Here is a 22,612-nt window from a genome sequence, read left to right on the forward strand (position 1 = left end):
AGCGGGTCGCAAGCGCGGCCCGTCGCCTGCTCGCGCGGGTGAGGCAGGTCTCGGGGCTCGACGCGACGGAATTCGATGGGGGCGGCCGCGCGGCATGACGGGCGAGCCCCGGCGCTGCTCAGGCGGACTCGGACGCGCGGGCTGGGGCCGGAGCGAGCGTCGGCGCGGACGCGAGTGGCCATGCTGGTAGGCGCTTTTGGACATGTACGAAAGTTCATGTCGGTGATGGCCCGCGGGGGCGCTGTCGGAGCGGACAGCAGCAGGAATCACTGCCGCCGCGGGCAGGCCGATGCAAAGGTGGCGGGCGTGATTCGCTCAGCGTGTGGGGACGGAGGCGGGGATGAGCTCGTCGACGACTTTGTGAACGACGTCGAGGACAGCGCCGACGCGCTCGGGATCGCGGGCCTGCCAGGCGGCGAGGACGGCGACGATCGGGGCGGGGTCGTCGAGCGCCGGGGGAGGGGCGAGCGGTGCAGGCTCGGACGCGGGGTCGGCGAGCACGGCGGGGTCGGCGAGCGCGGCGTGATAGGCGAGCAGGGCGGGGTCGTCGAACTCGGGAGGAGCGGTGAGCAGGGCCTCGCGCAGCGCGGCGGTGGGGGTGCCTGTGCCGCGCCAGGACGACCGCGGGAGTTCGTTTCTGCTGTAGCCGATCTCGGCCGAGACGGAGTCGAGGGGCAGGTGCAGCTCGCGGGCCAGCTCGCGGTCGTCGCCGCCGGCGAAGCCCGCGAGCAGCCGGACCTCGAACCGCGGGAGACCGGCTGTCTTTTCGGGCAGGCGACGGACGTGCACGACGGAGCGTCGGAGCGGCGACGGCGGGTCGCGCGGGCGCGCGGTCCAGCCGGTGGTGTCGTGGAGGCTCAGCTCGATCTGGCCGCGGGCGGCCAGGCCGGCGAGCGTGGCGGCGACGACCACGCGCGGCTCGCCGGTGCTCCATGCGGCTGTTTTTGAGGACATGTCGGAACAGTCATGTGATGTGATGACGGTGCGGATGGTGCGGGTGACGCCGCCGTGGACGGGCGCCCGGCGGCGGACCCATACCTCGCCGAGGACGGTGTCGCCGGGGACGGGGTCGAGGTCGACCAGCAGCCAGGCGCGGCCCCTGTAGCGCTCGGGGAGCATGATCAAGAGGCCGAGGCCGACCATCGCCGTCGGCCCGGTGACGAGGAGCATGCCGAGGACGCCGAAGTACTCGGCGAGGGTCCGCGGCGGCCAGTCGGAGAAGATCGACCAGAGCAGCGGGCCCACGCCGATGAGCGCGACGGCGGCGGCGAGCATGAAGAGCGCGGCGCCGAGGAATTCGCCGAGGCCGTCCCACCACGGGCGCGGCTGCCACGTGAAGCGCGGGTCGCGGGCGTGACCGCAGCGCGGCGTCGGGCCCGGCGACCAGGCGCCGCAGACGGGGCACAGCGGGAGCTCGCGGCGGGCCATGGGCGAGGATGGTAACGCGACCGCCCGGGACGAGCACGCCGAGGTTCGCCGGGTCCGCAGCGCTGTCACGATCACCGATGCGAGCGTGTGATCGCTCTGCGGTGCAATGCCTCGTCCGTGGTCCTTGCGACTCGGCGCTCCTCGGCGAGCTCTCGTGCCGCGCGAACAGGGCGACAGACCTGCCGGCTTCGCGATCGCCTTGCCTTCGCGTGATCGTCGTCGTCTCGGCGGCCGAGGAGGTGATCGGACGCGGCGCGGACCTCTTTGGCTGGCGACGGGGGGAGTACGCGTGGCTCGGTGATGGTCTACACGAGGCCCGCGCGGCCGCAGTGGCCGGTGAAGGGCGAAGACGAGGTGTGGCGGAAACGAGGGCGAAAATGTGTGCCCTGACCTGTCGGCGCAGGAGCGCCCGCGTGAGGGGCGCGCTATGCTGCGACCATCATGGCCAGTTTTTATATAAGACTTACGACCCTGTTGGCTGGCAGCTTGTTCGTGCTCGGCGACTTCGACGCGCACGCGTGCTCGATGATCGACAACTTTCCATATGACATCGATCCCGCCGAGGCAGCGGTCGACGACACGCCGCCGGGGATGATCGCGGCAGTCAAGGTCGGCGAGGTGGGGGAGGGCGGCGGCGCCGGCTGTTCGGACTGCGGCGGCGACAGCATGCACGTGTCGCTCTCCGTCACCCCGGGGGCCGACGATAGCACTCCCTCGGGCGATATCGGCTACGAGCTCGAGGTCGTCGACGGCGAGTTCCCGTTCTCCATGCCCGAGGGGCCGATCGAGGGGACGTTCATCCTCCTGTTCTCGGAGCATGATTACAGGGTGTTCACGGCGACGCTCGAGGTCCGCCCGGTCGACCGCGCCGGCAACGTCGGGCCGGGGACGCGCGTGGAGATCCGCAACGCCGTCGCCAACTGCAACATGACTCTCGGGTCAGGTGGCGGGTCCGTGTGGCTGGCGATCCTCGCGCTGCAGTGGTTCGCGCGGCGGCGGCGACGCGGCGGCGGCCTGACCCGCGGCATCCAGCGGCAGGAGCGGGCATGACGAAGATTCAGGCGCCGACGTAAGCCGCGAGGTGCTTGCCGGTGAGGGTGGAGCGGGCGGTGACGAGGTCGGCGGGCGTGCCCTCGAAGACGACCCGGCCGCCCTCGTGGCCGGCGCCGGGGCCGAGGTCGATGATCCAGTCGGCGTGGGCCATGACTGCCTGGTGGTGCTCGATGACGATGACCGACTTGCCGGAGTCGACGAGCCGGTCGAGCAGGCCGAGCAGCTGCTCGACGTCGGCGAGGTGGAGGCCGGTGGTCGGCTCGTCGAGGACGTAGACGCCGCCCTCCTCGGCCATGTGGGTGGCCAGCTTGAGTCGCTGCCGCTCGCCGCCGGACAGCGTCGTGAGCGGCTGGCCGAGGCTGAGGTAGCCGAGGCCGACGTCGGCGAGCCGCTCGAGGATGGCGTGGGCGGCCGGCGTGCGCGCCTTGCCGGCGCCGAAGAACGCCTTGGCCTCGTTCACCGACATCGCCAGCACCTGGCTGATGTCGCGGTCGCCGAGGCGGTACTCCAGCACCGAGGCCTGGAACCGCTTGCCCTCGCACTCCTCGCAGGTGGTGGCGACGCCGGCCATCATCGCCAGGTCGGTGTAGATGACGCCGGCGCCGTTGCAGGTGGGGCAAGCGCCCTCGGAGTTGGCGCTGAACAGGGCAGGCTTGACGCCGTTGGCCTTGGCGAAGGCCTTGCGGATCGGCTCGAGCAGGTCGGTGTACGTGGCCGGGTTGCTGCGCCGCGAGCCGCGGATCGCGCCCTGATCGACGGCGACCACGCCCGCGCCGGCGGGGATCGATCCGTGCACGAGCGAGCTCTTGCCGGAGCCGGCGACGCCGGTGACGACGACGAGGACGCCGAGCGGGATGTCGACGTCGACGTCGCGCAGGTTGTGGGCCTTGGCGCCGCGGATCTTCAGCTTGCCGGTCGGCTTCCGCACCTTCTTCTTGAGGGCGGCCCGGTCGTCGAGGTGGCGGCCGGTGAGGCTGCCGCTCTTCCGCAGGCCGTCGAGGGTGCCCTCGAAGCAGACGGTGCCGCCCGCAGAGCCGGCGCCGGGGCCGAGGTCGACGATGTGGTCGGCGATCGCGATCGCCTCCGGCTTGTGCTCCACGACGAGCACGGTGTTGCCCTTGTCGCGCAGCTGCAGCAGCAGGTTGTTCATCCGCTGGATGTCGTGCGGGTGCAGGCCGATCGTCGGCTCGTCGAAGACGTAGGTGACGTCGGTGAGGGACGAGCCGAGGTGGCGGATCATCTTGGTGCGCTGCGCCTCGCCGCCCGACAGGGTGCCCGCCGGGCGATCGAGGCTGAGGTAACCGAGGCCGATCTCCACGAACGAGTCGAGGCTGTGCTGCAGCTTCCCGAGCAGCGGCGCGACCGACGGCTCGTCCAGGCGGCGCACCCACTTGGCGAGGTCGCTGATCTGCATCGCGCAGGCGTCGGCGATGTTGATGCCCTTGATCTTCGACGACCGCGCCCCCTCGTTGAGCCGGGTGCCCTTGCAATCGGGGCAGACGCTGAAGGTGACCACCCGCTCGACGAAGGCGCGGATGTGCGGCTGCATCGCGTCGACGTCCTTGGCCAGGAACGACTTCTGGATCGTCGGGATCAGGCCGGCGTACGTCAGGTTGATGCCGTCGACCTTGATCTTGGTCGGCTCCTTGTGGAGCAGGTCGTGGAGCTCCTTCTTGTTGAACTTGCGGATCGGCTTGTCCGGGTCGAAGAAGCCGCAGCCGCGGAAGATCCGGCCGTACCAGCCCTCCATGCTGTAGCCGGGGATCGTGAGCGCGCCCTCGTTGAGCGACTTGCTGTCGTCGTACAGCGCGGACAGGTCGAAGTCGGTGACGTTGCCGCGGCCCTCGCAGCGCGGGCACATGCCGCCGGTGATGCTGAAGCTGCGCTTCTCCTTCGTGGAGGTCCCGCCGCGCTCGACGGTGACCGCCCCCGCGCCCGAGATGGAGGCGACGTTGAACGAGAACGCCTGCGCCGAGCCGATGTGCGGCTTGCCTAGCCGGCTGAAGAGGATCCGCAGCATCGCGTTGGCGTCGGTGGCGGTGCCGACGGTGGACCGGGGGTCGGAGCCCATCCGCTCCTGGTCGACGATGATCGCGGTGGTGAGGCCGTCGAGCACGTCGACCTCGGGCCGCGCCATCGTCGGCATGAAGCCCTGCACGAAGGCGCTGTAGGTCTCGTTGATCATCCGCTGCGACTCTGCGGCGATCGTGCCGAACACCAGCGAGCTCTTGCCCGAGCCGGAGACGCCGGTGAACACGGTCAGCCGGCGCTTCGGGAGCTCGACGCTGATGTCCTTGAGGTTGTTGACGCGGGCGCCCTGTACGCGGATCCGATCGTGCCTGTCGGCGACGTGCTGCGCGGGCGACTGGGTGTCCGTCCTGGTGGCCTTGCTCATGGTGTCTCCAATCTCTCGGGCGTCGGCGACCCCCGGCCCGGGCTGACTCGCCAGGGCCGTGCGTAGGATTGTCGTTCGTCAGCGCGGCCGCGGCAGCGACCCGTTGTCTATTGAATTGGTGAAGCGGCGCAGGTCAGGCCTGCGATCGCCGGGCGGCGGGGCGCTGCTCCTGGATGCGGATCATGTTGCCCGCAGGGTCGCGGACGGCGCAGTCGCGGACGCCGTAGGGCTGGTCGGTGGGCTCCTGGACGACCTCGGCGTCGCTGGCCTGCAGCCGCGTGAAGACGCCGTCGAGGTCTGGGGTGGCCAGCAGGAGGCTGGCGTAGGTGCCCTTGGCCATCATCTCGCCGATGGTGCGGCGCTCGTCGTCGGTGATGCCGGGATCGGTGCCCGGCGGGTAGAGGACGATCGAGGTGGCGGGTTGACCGACAGGGCCGACGGTGATCCAGCGCATCCCGTTGTAGCCGACGTCTTTGCGGACCTCGAAGCCGAGGAGGTCGCGGTAGAAGGCCAGGGAGGCGGCCGGGTCGTTGTGCGGGAGGAAGCTCGCGTGAATGCTGATGTCCATGGCCGTGATGCTAGGGGAGGCCGTCGGCCGGCGCTTCTCGATTCCTGACCGGTCGCGTCACTTGCTTGGCGAGGCAGGACGGTATCCCCTCCGTCGCCTGGGCGGCCTGCCGCCGGTAGACGCTGGGCGGCATACCGACGAGCTCGGTGAAGCGCGTGCTGAAGGTGCCGAGAGAGGAGCAGCCGACCTCGAAGCAGACTTCGGTGACGCTGAGGTCGCCGCGACGCAAGAGGGCCATCGCGCGCTCGATGCGCCGCGTCATCAGATAGGAGTACGGCGACTCGCCGTAGGCGAGCCGGAACTGGCGGCTGAGGTGCCCGGCAGACATGTTCACGCCGCGGGCCAGCGCCTCGACGTCCAGCGGCTTCTGGTACTCCCGGTCCATCCGGTCGCGGACGCGGCGCAGCTTCACCAGCTCCTGCAGATTCGGCGCTGCGGCGGGTCTGCTGGGCACGTGCGCGATCTTGCCACGTCGCACCGGAGTTGTCTAGCGCCGGCGGCGCGGCGACGAGGACGCGAATCATCGGTCCTCTTCGCCATGGCGTCGTCGACGATCGCGTAGATGTCGACGATGGGTCGTCGGGGGGCGTCGTTGAAGGGGAGCTTCAGGGTCTCGGGCTCGAACGGGTAGAGGGCCTCCTACACCGGTGCCGATGCAAGTATTTGCGGTAATTGGCTTCGTGCACACAAGCCGCCCAAAATCGCGCACGTTTAGCAACGGTCTGCGTGGTGGAGTGCGCCGGCTTTTCGGCGGCTTGCTAGGATTGCTCGACTGGGGGCATCTTTTTGATCGTACGGATATCGAGCATGAAAGCCTTGCCTTTCTCAGTAAGAAACCAAAATAGAGCAAGTGCGCCTGTGGTCGTTGGGCGCGATTCCACAGAGATCAGCTTTTGTGCCAACATCTGCACCTTGAATGTCTGGAACGTTTGATCCTCAACCCGCGGAAATCTTCCTTTCTTCTCGAGCGCTCGAGCTACTGCCTCCTCCCAGATGTGTCGGACGTCATCATCAGCTTTGCGCTGTAGTAGATGTGGTGCGAGTAGACCGAATGCCTCTCTCCAAGAAATCGTGCCCTCCCAATGCCACTTATCGCTACTATTGAAATGCGTCGTGTTGCCACGGACAGTAAAGTGCTCGTCAAGCCCCGCCAAGTCGTCAACTGCGGGGCGATGTTCCTCCTGCAGCTTGTGAAGCTGGGCTTCTAAGCCAGCGATCTTCTTGCGGAGAAGGTTGTTGTCCGTAAGAAGGTCGACGTTTGCAACGGTATTCGCCCTCACCCAGCCGATCGCTGGGTATGTCTTAATCGTCTTGGACAGACTTAGAGCTACCAGACCGGGAAGTTCAGTGGTATCCTGCCAGAACCTAACCAGCCGTCCCGTCTTCACTTTGGCGCGGAAGGCCGCAAGTTTCTCAGCTTGAGCGGGGACAGTTTCTGATTTGGACAGTGGAAGAGAATCGGGATCTCCATGGATCAGAGCGATGACCTTCAAGCCTTTGTCAACGGCATAATCATATTCTTTCTCCGTATAGCTTATCCCTTCGGGAGTCGTGGAGCCGTAACGCCCCCCAATGATCAGAAGGTAATAGTCGCAGTCATCAATGACTTTTTTAATAAATTGCCATTGCTCTTCGTCTGCAGCCGGAAAAAGTTCCATGCCTGCCGGAATACAATCCATCTCCATCAGAGTCTGAATGACTTTGGCCCGTTCGTCCTTTAGGTCCGTGTAAGTGGAACTCACGAAGATCTGGTAGCGCTTATCCATGTCTTGCCTTGTTGAGGCTGCTAACTCATGGATTCTCGCGCAACAACTTCCTCATATGAGGAAGCCTGGGCTGCCCTGTGATAGCGGGGGGACGCGTGGAGCGGTCCGACGTAGAACTCGCCATCGAACCCGTCGGTGAGCTGCTCGAACAGCTCGATCGAGCGAGAGCCCCGACGCTCGGCGCGGGCCGACGCATCGCCCGACGACGCCAGGAAGCGATCGATCCGCGCCTGCTCGCTGGTTGGGATCTCGAGTGCAGGCACCAGCGCCCGCCAGCGTGGCCTTGGCGTTGAGCACGGCTACCAGGCCGGCGGTGACTTCGATCTCGATCTCGATCTCCTCCGCGGTCTTGCTCAGAACTCGGCCTACGAGCATAACTTACCGGATTTCCTGCGTTCCCACGATACCCTTCCTTCCTCCGCGCGGTGACTCGCGAGGGGAGGCAATGTATCACGGCACGATGCGCGGAGGGACGCGCGGTCCATGGTGTACCGCGTTAGATCTTCGGGGCGCCGTGCAGGTTGCCGCGGACCATTGCCCCGGGGGGCGAGTGACAGCCACCGCCGCAGGCTCGACCTCGAGCTCATCTTGATCGAAGCGATGGGCGGCGGCAGTCGTCAAGAGGCGGCCGCAGAATTCACAGGCAATCCGTCAGCCGGCGATGAGGCACTTGCCGGTGCTGGTGCCGGTATTGTTGTCGACGCGGCACTCCTGCCATTCGGGGTGCGGGACCATGGTGTCGTCGACGATCGCGTAGACATTGACGATGCCGTTCTTGACGTCGTCGGGGGCGTCGTTGAAGGGGAGCTCGAGGGCCTCGGACTCGAGCGGGTAGAGGGCCTTGGTGGTGGTGAGCTCGCCGACCTTGGTGCCGGTGTTCGGCTCGCCGGTGTAGAAGCCGACGACGACGCCGGCGGGCAGGGCGGCCTCGCCGACGTTGCGGACGGTGGCGACCAGGGAGTAGCCGCTGTCCTCGCACAGCGGGGCGATGGCGACGATCGCGTCCGGGGCGCCGCGCTCGCTGTCGGGCTGCTTGTTCTGGCGGAAGTTGTTGAGGCCCGCGGCGGTCCAGTTGGGCTCCTCGCCGAGGGGGAGCGAGCCGTCCTCGTTGATGTTGGTGATATGATAGGTGTGCTGGTTCCAGACGCGGCGGGTGCGGACCCACTTGCCGCCGGCGGTGCCGAACACGCGCACGCCGGACTGGCCGTTCACGCCGTCCTCGACGCAAGTGATATTTGGATCCGCCTTGCCGTAGGCGTTGGAGACGACGACGATGTCGGCCTGGCCGTCGTTGTCGATGTCGGCGATCACCGGGTACTCGATGAGGGTCGCGGTGGTGTTGCAGCGCTCGAGCAGGACGTCGCCGGTCGGGCCCTCGTAGATGCGCAGGCGGTTCTGGTCGGAGTAGACGACCTCGGCCTTGCCGTCGCCGTCGAAGTCGAACACCGAGCTGCCGGTCGAGGCCGACGAGCAGTCGACGGTCTTCTTGATCCACAAGAACGTGTCGGGGCCGGCCACGCCGGGGTCGACGAGGGCGGCGCCGCTGAAGACGGCGTAGCCGATGCCGCCGGCGGTGCCGACGTCGGGGACGCCGTCGCCGTCGAAGTCGGCGACCGTCGGGGGGCCGCCGCCGTGGGTGCTGCCCCACGAGCCCGGAGCGCACGAGGCGGGGTCGAGGCTGCCGTTGATGTCGACCGGGCCGCGGACGACGACGAAGCCGTTGGGGGCGTTCGGGTCGTGGCGCCAGATCGACAGGGCGTGGTTGATGTTGTCGATGACGACGACCTCGGGGATGCCGTCGAGGTCGAAGTCGGCGACGGCCGGCCACGGGCTCTTCCAGTCCTGGGTGGCGTAGAACTGGCTGGTCGCGGCCAGCCCGGTGTCGACGAACACGCTGCCGCCGTGGTAGCCGCGGCTCGAGGTGATGATGTCGAGGACGCCGTCGTCGTCGAGGTCGCTGACGACGAACGAGGTGTTGAGGGTCGGGCTGAAAGTGGCCTTGACCGCCCCGGTGGCGCCGTCGAGGATCGCGCCCTCGACGATGACCTCGGCGTTGCCGTCGCCCTCGAGGTCGGCGATCGCCGGCATGAAGCAGGTCTGATTGGCGGTCCACAGCACCGAGCCGTCCTCGCCCTTGAGCGCGAACACCTGGCCGTTCACGCCGCAGGCGACGACCTCGTTGCCGGGCTGACCGTCGAAGTCGCCGCCGGCGAGCTGCTTGGTCGGGTTGACCTGACCGGCGAGGACGTTCCACTTGTCGACGACCGCGCCGTCCTCGATCGAGATCGCGTGCAGGGAGCCGTTGGTCCCGTACTGCCCGTTGGTGAAGGTGGAGAACACGATCTCGGGGATGTCGCGCTCGGTGATCTTGCCGTCGCAGTCGTCGTCGTCGAGCTGGACGACGATCGGGGTCATCATGATGTCGCTGCTGAACGGCGAATTGACCATGCCGCCCCACGAGAACTTGACCGTCGGGTTGAACTCGCCGCCGGTGGCGTACTCGCAGCTCTGCAGGCACTCGGGGTCGTTGGGGTCCTGCGGCGGGTCGTTGGGGCCGCACAGCGGCGGCTTGGTCAGACACTTGCCGGTCGGCTCGGCGACGCCGCCCATGCACATCGGGTCGGGCGGCTTCACGTCAGGCTCGCCCAGCGAGTAATCACAATACTCGTCGGCGCCGCAGTCGGCCTTCTCCTTGCAATCGGCGCCGGGCAGCTCACACTTCGTGAAGTTGCAGACCTCGCCGACGCTGCAGCACACCTCGCCGCAGAAGAGCTCGCCCATCTCGCAGCACTCGGCTCCGTGACAGCTCGGGCCGGTGGTCTCGGTGGTGGTCTCGGTCGCGCTGACCGGCCCGCTGGTGTCGGTGGCAGTCTCGGTCGCGGTGGTGGTCGTGGCGGTGGTGCTGGTGGGCCCCTCGGTCGGGCTCACTGTCTCGCTCATCGAGCCCGAGCCCTCGGTCGCGGTCGAACTCGTGCCGGTGGGCACGTCCGGCGTGGTGGTGGCGGTGCCGTCGGTGGCGGTGCTGGTGTTGCTCGAGTTCGCTGCGGAGTCGGTGCCGGTGCCGTCGTCGCCGCAGGCGGCCAGGCCGAACGACGCGAGCGCGACGACGAGGCGCGCGTCGCCGAATACGTGTAAGGAGCGGTGCATCGCCCGAGGGTATCGGATCGCAGGGCCGCGGGATCGATCGGCGAGCGCGAGGGATACGGCGAGCTTGCCGCAGCGATCGAGTTCGCTCGCGCGGACGCGAGGCCGGCAGCGTCGCTCGCGTGACATCGCGGGCACGAGGCGTCTGCGTCGATGCATCCTCGAGCGACGACGCACGGAGCGTCACGGGCGCGAACCCTTCGGCGTGGTAGCTTGTGGGCAAACACGCGCCATGAGCCTGCTCGACTCCATCCACGGCGTCATCGCCCGCCGCGTCTTGCTCAACTATCGCCTCGACCCGGCGGCGCTGCGCCAGATCTTGCCGGCTCCGTTCCGGCCGAAGCTCTACCGCGGCGCGGGCATCGGCGGGGTCTGCATGATCCGCTTTCGCCAGCTGCGACCGCGAATGACCCCGGCCTGGCTCGGCCTCAGCTCCGAGAACGCGGCGCACCGGATCGCCGTCGAGTGGGAGCAGGACGGCGCGCTGCGCGAGGGGGTCTACATCCCGCAGCGGAACACGAATTCGTGGTTCAATGCGTCGTTCGGCGGACGTGTCTTTCCGGGCATCTTCACTCGCAGCCGCTTCGAGACCCACGAGGACGCCGAGTCGGTGCGCGTGCGGATCGTCGAGGCGGACGGGCGCGAGCAGCTGGCCTTCGCCGGTCGGCCGGCGAGCGGCTTGCCGGCGTCGAGCGTGTTCCCGACGCTGACCGCGGCCGCGGAGTTCTTCTCGCTCGGGGCGACCGGTTACTCGGCGACGCGCGCGCCCGGGCGCTATGACGGGATGGAGCTGAGGTGCCTGCGCTGGACGATCGAGCCGCTGCAGGTCGAGGAGGTGCGGTCGCGGTTTTATGAGGACGCCGGGCAGTTCCTGCGCGGGGCGGCCGAGGTCGACTGCGCGCTGCTGATGCGAGACATCGACCACGAGTGGCACAGCCGGCCGGACCTGTTCGCGTCGGCCGACGGGGCGAGGTTGTCGTCGCGGCGGTGAGCTCGTGCGCGTCGCGTCGGCGAAGGCTGTCCTCGCGCCGCGTGTTCGTCACGTAAAGGGTGCGGCGCTGACCTCGATGCAGCCGGCCGCGTCGTTTTTGAACACGCTCACCGGGTTCGACCAGCTCTGGGCGCTCCACAGCTCGGTGCCCTCGGCGTCGAGGCCGACGAGGTCGGTCGGCAAGGTCATGCGCACCGAGGGCAGCTGGCCCTCGCATTCGGCGACGGCGTCGACGGGGCCGGGGCCCCACAGCAGGCGACGGCCGTCGATCTGCGCGGGGTCGCCGATCTGGTAGGTCACGGCCAGCTCGAACTTCGAGGCGCCCTCGTCGAGGGTCTGCGCCAGGCTCTCCACCTCGCACGGCACGAGGGCGTCGGGCAATTCGTCGCACAGGCGAGCGCGCCAATCGTCGACGATCGCCGCGCCCTCGGGCGCGTCGAATGCGTGCTCGGGGTGACGCTTGGTGTAGTAATCGATCAGGCACTGATCGTACTTGAGGGTGATGCGGATCTTCGCAGTGCCGGCGAATGGGTCGTCCTCGACGTTCTCGGCCTTCAGGATGTCCATGCACACGAAGCCGAACGGCTCGCCGGCGCTGTCCGTCGTGGTCGGCTCGCTCTCGCCGGCGGTGGTGGACGAGGTCGCGTCGGTGGTCGGGGTGTCGTCGGTGGTGGTGGGCTCCTCCTTGCCGGAGCCGCAGGCGGCCAGCAGCAGGGCGAGCGAGGCGTAAGCGAAGGGGCGCATCATTCTCGGCGAAGATGGGCGATCGCCGCGCCGGGTACAAGACAAAGCGGCCGCCCGCTCGCGGGGTTCGTCAAGCGCCTCCTGCGCAATAGCGCGCGCCCTGGCGCGTCGCCAGCGCGTGGTGTGGTGATTCGCCGGGCTGCACGGCCGCGGCCGCCCGTGTGCGCGAGGCAGCGCGTTCGCCGGGGCGCGTCGACCATGCTGTCGCGCGATTCCCCCACATGCCCGAGGAGAGCTCGATGCGTCGAATGTGCCTGACCGTGTGCGCCGCCCTGACCATGCCGCTGGCCGCGTGCCAGGGGGCAGACAGGGCCGACAACCCGAGCTCGCCGGCGCGGACGGTGACGCTGCAGGGCAATGCGTCCTATCTCGAGAAGGTCATGCCGACGCCGGGGTCGATGCTCCGCGTGCAGGTGGTCGACACGCGGCACCCCGACGCGGCGCTCGCGGTCCTCGCCGAGGACAGCTTCAACGCGTCGAGTGTGCCCATTCCGTTTCGGCTCGAGATCGAGGGCAAGAAGATCGAGCCGAACGTTCAATACGGGGTGCGCGCCAGCTTGCGCGACGTCGACGACAAGGTGCGGTTCAAGACCGACACCGCGGTGCCGGTCGACCTGAAGTCGCCGGCGCCGCTGGAGCTGCGGATGGTGCCGACGTCCGGCGAGAAGATCGAGTAACGGTCACGCCTTCCAGTGCGGCGGGATCGTGCGGTCGTGGTACGGCAGCGCGGCCAGGCGATCCTGCCAGGCGCGCAGGTTGGCCGGGAGGGCGTCGGCGAGGCCGAGGCCGGCGAGGCGCTGGTCGAACCGCTGCACCAGCCGGTAGTGCGGGTAGAAGGCGAAGTCGGCCAGGCCGAGGTCGCCGGCGAAGTACTCGCGGTCGCCGAGGTAGCCGGAGAAGCGCTCCAGCTCGGCGAGGATGCCCTCGCGCGCGGCCGCCAGCGACTCGGGGGTGGCCTGCTCGCGGCCGAAGAGCATCATGGCGGCGGGCCGGGTGGCGGTGGCGAAGTAGCCGTCGGCCTCGAGGGCGATCCGCCGGGCCAGGGCGCGGGCGGCCGCGTCCCTGGCGAGCAGCGGCCGCTCGGGGTACCTGTCCTCGAGGTACTCGACGATGGCCCCCGACTCCCACAGGGCGTTGCCGTCGTCGACCAGCACCGGCACCTTGCCGCGCGGGTTGAGGGCCAGGAACTCGGGGGAGCGCGTGTCGCCCTTGTCGAACGACAGCAGCTTGAACTCGTACGGCAGTTGTTTGAACTCGAGCGCGAGCCAGACCTTCCATGCGTAGGGCGAGCCGGACCCGTAGTAGAACGTGCGCGAGGTGTTCGACATGGCGGGAGACTTGCCGAGCTCGCCGGAGCCGTCAAGTGCGAGGAAGCGACATGCCCGACACGACGACCTGATGCGGCTGGTGCATCCTGCGCTCCTCCTCGATGCTGAGGATGGTCTTGCCGAACGGCGTCAACGCGAGCCCGGCGAGCTTCATGCATGCGATGCCGAACGGGATGCCGATGATCGTCAGGCAGAGGATGAGGCCGGCGAGGAGGTGACCGATGGCGAGCCAGATGCCGGCGAACACCAGCCACAGGACGTTGCCGATGGCCGACAGCGCGCCGCCGTCGCCGGGGACGGTGACGACGACCCGCCCGAAAGGCCAGGCGGCGAACAGCGCGAGCTTGAACGCCTGCACCCCGAACGGCAGGCCGACGATCGTCAGGCACAGGACCACGCCGGCCGCGAAGTAGCCGAGGAAGAGCGGCAGCCCGGCGACGAGAAACCACAGCACGTTGAGGATCAGGCGCACCCGGGCAGCCTAGCACGCGCGCCGAGATGCGCACGGCGCAGCGTCCGCGGCGAGCGCGGGAGCGACGAATGCAGCCGACGGCGCGGCGCCCGGCGAGGTCTCGCTGGACGCGTCGTCCCGGACCACGCTACCGTCGGCGCCCAGAGATGCGCTCGAGACTCGCCGTCGCCACGATCGTCACGTCGGCCTGCATCGCCTGCGGGCCGGGCAAGAACACGACCACCGAATCCGAGCCGACGACCACGCTCGAGCCGACGAGCACGTCGCCGACGGACGGAGTCACGACCACGTCGACGACGGCGCCGACCGGGACGAGCCCGACGGAGACGTCGACGGGCGAGCCGCAGGCCTGCGACGCGTTCTTGCCCGACGAGATCCTCGGCGACCAGACCACGATCACGATCACCAACGCCGGCGCCGTGCCGCTCTGGATCGAGGCCGCCAGCTGCATCGGCCTGCCGAAGCTGGTCATCACCGACGCGGAGGGAGACAACCACTTCTTCGCCGGTGGCCCCTGCTCCCCTCCGCCGTGTGAATCCCTGATGCAGGGAGAATGCCTCCTCGGCTGCGACGACTGCGGCGTCCCGCCCGGCCTGAAGCTCGAGCCCGGCGCGAGCTTCTCCGTGCTGTGGGCCGCGGCCGACGTCGAGTTCATGGAGATGACTGCCGAGTGCGCGCCGGAGGTCGGCTGCGCGGGCCCGTGTGCGGTCGCCCGCGAGCGGCCGGCCGGCACCTACGACGTCGCGGTGACCGCGTTTCAAACGTGCGTCGGCAGCTGCGACTGCGACCCGCCCAACCCCGGCGGGCACTGCACTCTGGAGGGAGGCATCGTGCTGTCGGAGCCGCTGACGGTCAGCCTGCCGCTGGCGTTCCCCGAGATGCCCGAGATCGAGGTGTCGATCGGGGCATTGTGACGACGCGCGGGAGACCGCGGAGCGTCGAGGGCATGCCGCGAGAGGCAGGACCTGGACGACCTCGATTGCGTGGATAGCGACGCGCTCCGGCTGGCCCGAATCGAACCGCGAACTCGGCGCCCACGCAGGTCGGGCGCCGCGAATCGTGGTTCGCGTGGGGACAGCCCTGGACGGGTATCCGGCCGCGCCGGGCGAGCAAACAGTTTCGCCTCGCCGTGTTGACAACTCTGTCACAGGGACAACACCGGCGTGCTGTCATGAGTACTCGTACAATATACACCTGTGAATGACATATGAATATTTCCGTGAACGTCCTCACTGCAATGGCGGAGCGGTGGCGCGGCTGGATCTTGCCTTCGCAAATTCGCCTTGCTATTGAGATCACGATGATTGATGTGAAACGGACCTGGTTCGGGCGCCATGAATTGTGGTTGGCACAATTGCCGTTGCTCCTCGCCTGTCAAATGGAGGGGGAGTTCGACGAGGAGGCTGAACAGCCGGTGACCGAGGAGGTCCGGACGGTCGAGGCGAGCCGTCCGGAGGCCCCGCCGGCGAGACCGCTGGAGAGCCGCTTCATCACCCCGGAGGAGCTGGCGGAGCGCGACGCCGCGCGCGCGGATCGCCTGCAGATCCGGCTGCCGGCCGAGCTGAAGGAGCCGGTGCGTCGATTGGCGAAGGGCATGCTGGAGCGCGCAGAGCGGGCCGGGGAGCTCTCCACGCCGTCCATCATGGAGACCCAGGTCATCGCTCACGGCGCGCTCGTCGGCCAGGCCGTCGCGCGGGTGCGGGCGGTGGCGTCCGAGAAGATCACGCTGCCCGGAGGGCGGCGCATGCCCGGAGTTCGGACGACGCTGCGCATCGTCGAACGGGTCGCCGGCGACCTGCCGGACGAGTTCCAGGTCGAGCACCGGGGCGGCGCCAACGAGCACCGGATCGTGAGCGACTGCGGCCAGCCGCAATTCACGGTCGGGGCCGAATACCTCGTCTTCCCGAGCCGGGCCGGCGAGGGGTGGTACATCGAAGGCCAGCGGGCGTGGCCGATCGCGGCCGACGACCGCCTCGGCGGCGCCTCCGGTGTCACCTATCAGGAGTTCGTGCGCGCGTACGCCGCGAGTCACAGCGATTGAAGCGAGGAGGACGTCATGCTGAAACATTCGACGCACAACAATCTCCGCAAGTACGCCGCATGCGCCGCCGGCCTGGCGCTGAGCCTCGCCCCCCTCGACAGGGTCGCGCACGCTTACTGCATCACCAACGGTTCGGCTTACCTGGAGCTGGTGTCGGGCGAGTTGGTCCCCGTCTACCTGGGCGGCAACCTGTGGACGACCGGCCTCTCCAGCGCCGAGCTGGAAAAGTGGATCAAGGTTGCCATCGACATCATCAATCGCGCCTCGCACGACGGGCCGAAGCTGTACTTCGCCGGCCCTGAGCCGGGAGGCGTGACTCAAAGCCCCGAGATCGACTGGGCCACCGTGGAGAACGGAATCACCATCGAGGGGTACGAGTCCTGCAGTACGCAGAACTTCGAAAGCATGCCGGGGGAGTTCGCCTCGACCAACACCGATCTCGGCCGCAACAAGGCCGTCAGTTTCTTCGCGCGCGGCGGGGTCTGGGCATGCAACGCCGCGAGCGACGATGAGCACCTGAAGAACAACAGGTGGTGGGTCGATCCCGACCACGACGACGGCAGCGTGTCCTTCAATCACGACCTCGTCGGCGTGATGGTGCACGAGCTCCTCCACTCCCTGCGGCTCAATCACACCGACGCGCCCAGCGCCAGCGCCTGTACCAACGGCGCCGTGTCGTGGACGTACGGGGCGATGTGGACGTCGCGGAAGGACTTCCGCCGCCAGCTGCGGCGCGACGACGTCGAGGGGCTTCGGGCCATCTACGGCGAGCCCGAACGCGCGATTCACGTCGCGTCCGGCGGTCCTACCTCGATCAGCTGGAACGCGCCTGCGGCGATCGATCCCGACCTGGTGACCAACACGGTCGTGTCCGCCAGCGACGCGGTGGGCCCGAACCTCGACCAGATCCTGGTCGGCTTCACCGACACCAACGACCTCGTCCGGGTGTTCTCCGGCACCACGATCGGCTGGGACACCAACGCCTTCAGCGGCGGCATCCTCATGGACAACGGCGCCGGGGCCTCCCTGAAGACCTTCGACCGCACCGAGGTCGCGCTGGGCTACAACGAGTCGGACAGCACCAAGCGCCAGTTCGTGTCGTGGTTCGGCAGCCCCTCCAGCAGCACCTCGGGCGAGAGCACGGGGAGCGTCGACACGCGCATCTGGTGGCGCACGTTCGCGGACGGGACGTGGAGGGCGCCGCAGAGCAGCCCGCTTACCCAGTACAAGTCGATGGGGGCGAGTTACGATCCGCACGAGGACGTGTTCGTCCTCGCCTACCTCGACGTGTGGCCCGACGACGGCGACGGCCAGACATACGACATCGTGGGCGATCAGCGCGTGTTCGTGCGCACGATCAACGCGGTCTCGGGCGGCGGCGGCTGCACTCAGGCCATGACCACCGTCGGGCACGTGCTCGAGGTCGGCAGCGTGTCGTGCGACCACCGCAACCCGAGCGCGACGCGCTGCGTCGTGCCGCTGTCCACCACCGAACAGTCCGGACCGGTCGTGCGGATGATGGAGGGCGCCATCACGACCTTCAACGGCTCGATCTGCTTCGTCCGCGACGGGCAGGACGATCCGCTGGTGATCCCCTTGACCACGAGCAAGCCGTCCTACGGGATGCTGGACTCGGCGATGGCGGGCGGGACGGCGAACGGCCTGGTGATGTTCAGCTACGTCTCCGGGTTCAGCGGGACGACCCCCGGCACCTCCAACTACGCGAAGATCTTCACGATGACCCGCAACGCCAGCAACCTGTTGACCGGCACGGTGGCCAACGAGCGCACCTTCCCGTCGAACCACTGGCCGATCAGCCTGGGCTCGATGGCGTCCGGCGGGACGAGCACCTGGCGCGCCTTCACGCACCAGTGACGCGGTCGTCCGACGCGGCATGAGATGCGTCGAGAGACATGTCCTTCTGGACATGTCTCTCGATGTGTGCCGGCGGCGCGCTTCTGGCCGCGCATCGCTCAGGCGGAGCGCGGGGGCTCGCGGCGGATCGGCCGAGCGGCGACGTCGACGGCCCGGAAGCCGCTGCCGCCGGCGGCGGCGAGGTCGACGTGCGCGTCGTCGGCCGGATCGTTCGGGCGGGTGTCCTCAGGGACAGATCGGCGTCGGCGGGCGCGGAGGATGAGACGACTCGATGGCAGCGCTGAGGCGACCGCGGGCGCCGAGGTGTCGATGTCTTTACGGGCATGTCCCAGGAGACATGTCATGTTGTCGTGACCGGAGCGTGCTCGATGTCTTTTCGGACATCTCAAGGCCCGGCGCGCACGCTGAGCCAGCGCCACGTGAACGCGTCGCACTTCGCGGCGAGCGCCAGCGCGGCGGAGGAGGGCACCCGGGCGGGCAAGGCCCACAGCAGCGGGCCGTCGGGCTCGCGCGGCAGCGACGCGAGGACGAGCGGGCCGGCGTCGGTGTGCAGGGCGGCGGTGACCTCGCAGGCGGGGGCGCCGGCTGGCAGCCACAGCTCGACGCGGGCGCCCAGCGGCAGCGGCAGCGGCTCGGTGACGAAGCCGGTGTGAGTGGCCGCGACGAACATGCTGTCGGGGTAGAGGCTGAAGGCGCCGGAGCTGCGCCAGATCGATCTGTCGAGCTGCTGCAGCTCCCACGGGCCGCCGCCGTCGACGAGCCGGGCCGGGGCGCCGCCCTCGACGGTCTCGGCGCGCGGGGCGTGATAAACGCCGCGGGCGACGACGCGGGTGCGCCAGGGGCCGTGCGCGGCCGAGGGCCAGCGCTGGCGATCGGCGGGCTCCCAGCCGCCGGACAGCAGGAACACCGGGGTGCCGGCCTTGAGCGCGCCCTCGACGATGTGCCCGCCGGGCGCCGCTGCGAGGGCGTCGCGGCCGAACGAGAGCAGGGCCGGGGCGGCCAGGAGGCCGCGCCAGCGGCCGGGGGCGCGGTCGTCGAACAGCAGCAACGAGTCCTCGGGGACATGTTCGAAGAGACCGGCGAGCTGGGCGGGGTCGTCGGCGAGGTCGCGGGTCCAGTAGACCTCGCGCGGGACCAGGCGCAGCGGCGGCAGCAACCACGCCAGCAGCACGGCGCCGCAGGCGAGGGCGGCCGGGCGCGGGCCGCGGCGGCGCTCGAGGCGGGCGACGAGGTGTCCCAAGAGACAGGCGGTGGCGACCGCGAGCACCGGGACGACGTCGGCGACGAAGTAGCGGGCGTAGTAGAACTCGTAGCGCACGCCCGACTTGAGCGCGGCGGTCAGGACGACCGCGGCGGCCAGGGCGACCCACGGCAGGTGCCGCTCGTCGGCGCGGCGAACCGCGAGGGCCAGACCGACGAGGCCGAACAGCAGCGGCAGCGGCCCGCCGTGGCGCAGCAGCACCGCGAGCACCTGCTGCTCGGGGCTCGCTTCGTCGCTCCCGAGCCACGCTCTCCGCACCAGGACGATCGCGGCGAGGGCGAGGCCGAGGCCGGCGAGGACTCGCAGCACCCGGCGCGCGAGGCCGCGGAGGGGCGGGGAGAGGCGGCCCAGGCCGAGGTCGAGGAGGAGCAGGGCGGCCCCGGCGGCGAGGGTCCAGGCGACTGCGACGGCGGGGCGCGGGGTGAGCCGCGGGACGTGGAAGTGGTTGGCGGCGGCGGAGAAGAAGTAAGGCCACGAGTGCAGGACGGCCTGCACGACCGCGAGGGTGGTGCCGACGACGAGCGCCGCGAACAGGGCCCGGCGAGTGCGCGGGGCGCCGTCGCGGGCGAGCAGGAGCGCGAGGGCGAGGACGATCGCGTGGGCGACGAAGCTGCCGCGGGTGAAGGCGCCGGCGGCGAAGCAGAGGCCGCCGAGGACGGCGAGCAGGCGCGCGCCGGGGCGATCGTCGCGCTCGGCGGCACCTGCCTCGAGGGACAGGCAGGCGGCCATCAACAGGCAGGCGCGGGCGAGGTTCTCGGTGACTGTGAAGGTGGAGATCCACAGGTCGAGCGGGTGCAGCGCGAGGCCGGCGAGCGCGACGAGGCCGATGGTGCCGGCGCGGCGGCGGACCAGCGGATCGGCGCTGTCCAGGGCGAGGCGCCGCGCGAGGCCGAACAGGGCCAGGGCCGAGAGGGCCCAGAACGGCACGAGCGGCCAGGTCGAGCGGGCGAAGCCCCAGTCGAGCTCGCACATGGCGAACCACACCGGCATCAGCTGAAAAAACGCGGGGACCAGGCGGCCCGCGCGGGCGTCCTCGATGTGGATCCCCGCGGTCCAGCGACCCTCGCGGACGCCCGCGAGCGGCGAATCGGCGGGTTGCGGCTTGACGCGGTAGGCGGCCAGGACGTCGGCCTGCGGGACGCCGCGCACCGCTCCTCGCAGCAAGCGATCGACCGGCCGCAGGCGACCGGTGCGGGCGATGTGGTGACCGACGTTGACGTAGATGCCCTGATCCTGGCCGCCCTGCAGGTAGGGGGACGGGTGCAGGCGCAGGCCGACGCCGGCGACGATCAGGACGCCGAGGCCGAGCGCGAGCGGGCGAGCGTGGAGGACAATGGCAGGAGTGATTGCGGGCAGTCGACGGCGGGCGACGAATGCGAGGAGTATGATGATTGCGAATGCGGCGAACAGACCGAGGCGCAGGGGCCAAGGCTGCAGTCGGCCGAGGTCGAGCAAGATCAGGCCGACTGCGCTGGCGGCGAGGAAGGTGCCGGCGAGGGCGACGCAGAGGGCCACGACGGCGCCGAGGCGATCGCGCAGGAGCGCCGCGACCGCGAGGACGGTGAGCAGCGCGAGCGCGGTCAGGAGGCCGGGCACGCGGCGCAGGCTACCATCGATGCGACTCTGGCGGGCTCGTGCAGTCGCGCCACGGGAGTCACGTAGGCGCGGCGGTGCTCGGCCGGCCGGCGGGGTGCTCGGCGCCGGCGCGGGCACGCCAAGGACATGTTTTTATGAGTCATGGCATTCGTCGCTCGCGGGTCGCGGCGCACGGCGGCGGCGGCCGAGCAGCGCGAGCAGCAGCAGGAGCGGAGGGGGCGTGCGCGACGCGGCCAGGGAGCAGCCGCCCGGGATCTCGATGTCGATCCACTCGCCGTAACCGGAGTGATTGCCGGCGAGGTCGAAGGCGCTGAGGCGGATCCGCGTGCGCGCTCCGGGCTCGCCGGGCCAGTTGTCGAGGCACAGGCCGCGGCCGAGAAACAACTCGTCGCCGGTATAGACCTCGGTGATCTCGCCGGACAGCGTCTGCGGATCGAGCTCGGCCTGGCCCTCTTGCTCGAGCACGACGAGCGACATCGGCTGCTTGAGGGCGATGTAGGCGTGACCTTCTTCGCGGTCGCTGCCGTATGCGATGTCCTCGACGACCGGGATCGGCGGCGGCTTGGTGTCGAAGGCGTCGCCGACGGTGAAGCTCCAGTCGCTGAAGCCAGCGAGGAAGACCTCGTGCAGGCCCGGGACCAGCGGCTCGACGGGCGTGAAGATCCACAGGTCGAGTCCGGGGTGCTCCTTGGGATCGCCCCAGATCCAGTTGGTGTCGACGATCGAGTGCGTCAGCGCGACGGGGCCGTCGGGGCCGACGAGCTCGATGGTGTCGAGATAATTGAAATCGGAGAGGGGAAGGTTGATCCACAGGCGGGTGTTGGTCGGCACCTCGATCGCGCCGGGCTCGGGCAGGCGGTGGGCGAGGCCGTAGAAGTTGTCGCAGTCCACCACGACGTCGTTGTTACAGGCGGAGGCGAGCAGGGCGGCGGCGAGGCACGGCGAGACGCGGCGCACGGGCGCAGCATAGCGGTTCGCGGCGCAGCTGTCGCCGTGGCTCCTGGAGCCGTGAGATGAACTTCGGGACAGGTGGTCAGCCGAGCGCGGCGCGCAGGTGGACGGCGACGAGGTCGGCGGCGGCGGCGATGAGCTTGGGGTCGTCGTAGAAGTCGACCTGGCCCTGCGAGGTGAGCCAGTGGATCGCCTTGGGCCCGCGGAGCGCGGCGTGGAAGCTGCGCGCGAGCGCGGGCGCGAGGGCCTTCTCCGAGTGGACCAGCGCAGTGGGCACGCGGATGTTCGGCGCGGCGGACTGGGCGTCGAAGGGGACGGTGTGCTCGCGCGACATGACCGCGAAGGCGTTGACGTAATTGGCGACCGCTCCGCGCGGGGTGCCATAATAATTAAAGGCCTCGGCGAGCGGCATGGCGACCTCGCCGTCGCCGACCGCGGGGATCGTGTCGGCCTGGCCGGTGGCCTCCCAGCGCTCCCGCGCGGCCCGCCCGGCGGCGATGGCGGCCTCGAAGCCGGCCTCGCCCATCCACTTGAGCTGCATCGCCACGTCGTGGAAGAACCCGGCGACGGCCGCGAAGGCGCGGATCCGCGGATCCTCGGCGACCGCGGCGGCGACGTAGCCCGCGCCCGCACACACGCCGACGGCGCCGATCCGCTTGCTGTCGACGCGCTCGTGCGCGACCAGGAAGTCGACCGCGGCGCGCAGGTCCTCGACCTTCTTCGGCGGCGACTCGTACTGGCGCGGCTGGCCGCCGCTCTCGCCGAAGAAGCGGTGGTCGAAGACGAGGGCGACGAAGCCCCGCTCGGCGAGCGCGCGGGCGTGGTTGCCCTGGGCCTGCTCCTTCACCGAGGTCAGCGGGCCGTCGACGACGACCGCTGCCAGGCGACCCTCACGCGCGGGGACGAACAGGTCGCCGACGATCGGCGCGCCGTGGGACTCGAAGGTGATTCGATGCGTGTCGACCATGACGCGACGCTACCACGCGTGCATGACGTTTT

Annotated in this window: 20 protein-coding genes; 8 read left to right on the plus strand and 12 right to left on the minus strand. The window is 69.4% G+C overall.

Translation table 11 applies throughout. The features are described 5' to 3' along the window. Nucleotides 1–315: 315 nt before the first annotated feature. The gene (locus tag O0S08_RS49375; protein ID WP_269036534.1) at nt 316–1,428 is read right to left on the minus strand and encodes a hypothetical protein; all 1,113 of its coding nucleotides are present in this window, start codon (nt 1,426–1,428) and stop codon (nt 316–318) included. Nucleotides 1,429–1,902: 474 nt separating this feature from the next. On the opposite strand from O0S08_RS49375, the gene O0S08_RS49380 reads away from it, so the two are divergent. After that, nucleotides 1,903–2,478, plus strand: a complete 576-nt coding sequence (locus O0S08_RS49380; RefSeq protein ID WP_269036535.1) for a hypothetical protein — start codon at nt 1,903–1,905, stop codon at nt 2,476–2,478. A gap of 7 nt (nt 2,479–2,485) precedes the next feature. Here O0S08_RS49380 and O0S08_RS49385 read toward each other — a convergent pair whose 3' ends face one another. From O0S08_RS49385 to O0S08_RS49400, 4 genes are all read right to left on the minus strand, one after another. After that, nucleotides 2,486–4,876: an ATP-binding cassette domain-containing protein gene (locus O0S08_RS49385; protein ID WP_269036536.1), complete on the minus strand. Its 2,391-nt coding sequence runs from the start codon at nt 4,874–4,876 to the stop codon at nt 2,486–2,488. A 133-nt stretch (nt 4,877–5,009) separates the two neighbouring features. Next, nucleotides 5,010–5,444 carry a VOC family protein gene (locus tag O0S08_RS49390; RefSeq protein ID WP_269036537.1) on the minus strand — a complete coding sequence of 145 codons (435 nt, stop codon included), beginning with the start codon at nt 5,442–5,444 and terminating at the stop codon, nt 5,010–5,012. Between the two features lie 10 nt (nt 5,445–5,454). Further along, on the minus strand, nt 5,455–5,898 hold the full coding sequence (locus O0S08_RS49395) for a helix-turn-helix transcriptional regulator (RefSeq protein ID WP_269036538.1): 444 nt from the start codon (nt 5,896–5,898) through the stop codon (nt 5,455–5,457). Between the two features lie 304 nt (nt 5,899–6,202). Continuing rightward, entirely contained in the window at nt 6,203–7,210 is a 1,008-nt protein-coding gene (locus tag O0S08_RS49400; protein WP_269036539.1) for a DUF4062 domain-containing protein, read from the minus strand. Nucleotides 7,211–7,345: 135 nt separating this feature from the next. On the opposite strand from O0S08_RS49400, the gene O0S08_RS49405 reads away from it, so the two are divergent. Then, nucleotides 7,346–7,639, plus strand: coding sequence for a hypothetical protein (locus tag O0S08_RS49405; protein WP_269036540.1), 294 nt, complete (start codon nt 7,346–7,348; stop codon nt 7,637–7,639). 222 nt (nt 7,640–7,861) lie between these two features. On the opposite strand, the gene O0S08_RS49410 is transcribed toward O0S08_RS49405, so the two are convergent. Beyond that, nucleotides 7,862–10,357 (minus strand): FG-GAP-like repeat-containing protein, encoded by a 2,496-nt coding sequence (locus O0S08_RS49410; protein ID WP_269036541.1) that lies wholly within the window; start codon nt 10,355–10,357, stop codon nt 7,862–7,864. A 229-nt stretch (nt 10,358–10,586) separates the two neighbouring features. Here O0S08_RS49410 and O0S08_RS49415 point away from each other — a divergent pair, with 229 nt between their 5' ends. Continuing rightward, nucleotides 10,587–11,345 carry a DUF2071 domain-containing protein gene (locus O0S08_RS49415; protein WP_269036542.1) on the plus strand — a complete coding sequence of 253 codons (759 nt, stop codon included), beginning with the start codon at nt 10,587–10,589 and terminating at the stop codon, nt 11,343–11,345. Between the two features lie 48 nt (nt 11,346–11,393). Here the strand turns inward: O0S08_RS49415 and O0S08_RS49420 are convergent, their stop codons facing one another. Then, entirely contained in the window at nt 11,394–12,092 is a 699-nt protein-coding gene (locus O0S08_RS49420) for a hypothetical protein (RefSeq protein WP_269036543.1), read from the minus strand. Nucleotides 12,093–12,328: 236 nt separating this feature from the next. Here O0S08_RS49420 and O0S08_RS49425 point away from each other — a divergent pair, with 236 nt between their 5' ends. After that, on the plus strand, nt 12,329–12,766 hold the full coding sequence (locus tag O0S08_RS49425; RefSeq protein ID WP_269036544.1) for a YbaY family lipoprotein: 438 nt from the start codon (nt 12,329–12,331) through the stop codon (nt 12,764–12,766). A 3-nt stretch (nt 12,767–12,769) separates the two neighbouring features. Here O0S08_RS49425 and O0S08_RS49430 read toward each other — a convergent pair whose 3' ends face one another. Both O0S08_RS49430 and O0S08_RS49435 read right to left on the minus strand, forming a co-directional pair. Continuing rightward, the gene (locus O0S08_RS49430; protein ID WP_269036545.1) at nt 12,770–13,417 is read right to left on the minus strand and encodes a glutathione S-transferase family protein; all 648 of its coding nucleotides are present in this window, start codon (nt 13,415–13,417) and stop codon (nt 12,770–12,772) included. A gap of 31 nt (nt 13,418–13,448) precedes the next feature. Beyond that, nucleotides 13,449–13,889 carry a YccF domain-containing protein gene (locus tag O0S08_RS49435; protein WP_269036546.1) on the minus strand — a complete coding sequence of 147 codons (441 nt, stop codon included), beginning with the start codon at nt 13,887–13,889 and terminating at the stop codon, nt 13,449–13,451. A gap of 146 nt (nt 13,890–14,035) precedes the next feature. On the opposite strand from O0S08_RS49435, the gene O0S08_RS49440 reads away from it, so the two are divergent. The 4 genes from O0S08_RS49440 to O0S08_RS49455 all read left to right on the plus strand — a co-directional run bounded on the left by O0S08_RS49440 (nt 14,036) and on the right by O0S08_RS49455 (nt 18,089). Next, the gene (locus tag O0S08_RS49440) at nt 14,036–14,803 is read left to right on the plus strand and encodes a hypothetical protein (RefSeq protein ID WP_269036547.1); all 768 of its coding nucleotides are present in this window, start codon (nt 14,036–14,038) and stop codon (nt 14,801–14,803) included. A 305-nt stretch (nt 14,804–15,108) separates the two neighbouring features. Then, the gene (locus tag O0S08_RS49445; RefSeq protein ID WP_269036548.1) at nt 15,109–15,930 is read left to right on the plus strand and encodes a hypothetical protein; all 822 of its coding nucleotides are present in this window, start codon (nt 15,109–15,111) and stop codon (nt 15,928–15,930) included. Between the two features lie 15 nt (nt 15,931–15,945). Beyond that, entirely contained in the window at nt 15,946–17,805 is a 1,860-nt protein-coding gene (locus O0S08_RS49450) for a zinc metalloprotease (protein ID WP_269036549.1), read from the plus strand. A gap of 38 nt (nt 17,806–17,843) precedes the next feature. Beyond that, nucleotides 17,844–18,089, plus strand: coding sequence for a hypothetical protein (locus tag O0S08_RS49455; RefSeq protein WP_269036550.1), 246 nt, complete (start codon nt 17,844–17,846; stop codon nt 18,087–18,089). Nucleotides 18,090–18,190: 101 nt separating this feature from the next. On the opposite strand, the gene O0S08_RS49460 is transcribed toward O0S08_RS49455, so the two are convergent. The 3 genes from O0S08_RS49460 to O0S08_RS49470 all read right to left on the minus strand — a co-directional run bounded on the left by O0S08_RS49460 (nt 18,191) and on the right by O0S08_RS49470 (nt 22,580). After that, nucleotides 18,191–20,662, minus strand: a complete 2,472-nt coding sequence (locus tag O0S08_RS49460) for a thioesterase domain-containing protein (protein WP_269036551.1) — start codon at nt 20,660–20,662, stop codon at nt 18,191–18,193. 132 nt (nt 20,663–20,794) lie between these two features. After that, complete coding sequence (locus tag O0S08_RS49465; protein WP_269036552.1) at nt 20,795–21,619, minus strand: hypothetical protein; 825 nt, start codon at nt 21,617–21,619, stop codon at nt 20,795–20,797. A 76-nt stretch (nt 21,620–21,695) separates the two neighbouring features. Further along, the gene (locus tag O0S08_RS49470) at nt 21,696–22,580 is read right to left on the minus strand and encodes an alpha/beta hydrolase (protein WP_269036553.1); all 885 of its coding nucleotides are present in this window, start codon (nt 22,578–22,580) and stop codon (nt 21,696–21,698) included. Nucleotides 22,581–22,612 lie beyond the last annotated feature (32 nt).

The sequence above is a fragment of the Nannocystis punicea genome, assembly GCF_026965555.1.
GTDB lineage: Bacteria > Myxococcota_A > Polyangia > Nannocystales > Nannocystaceae > Nannocystis > Nannocystis punicea.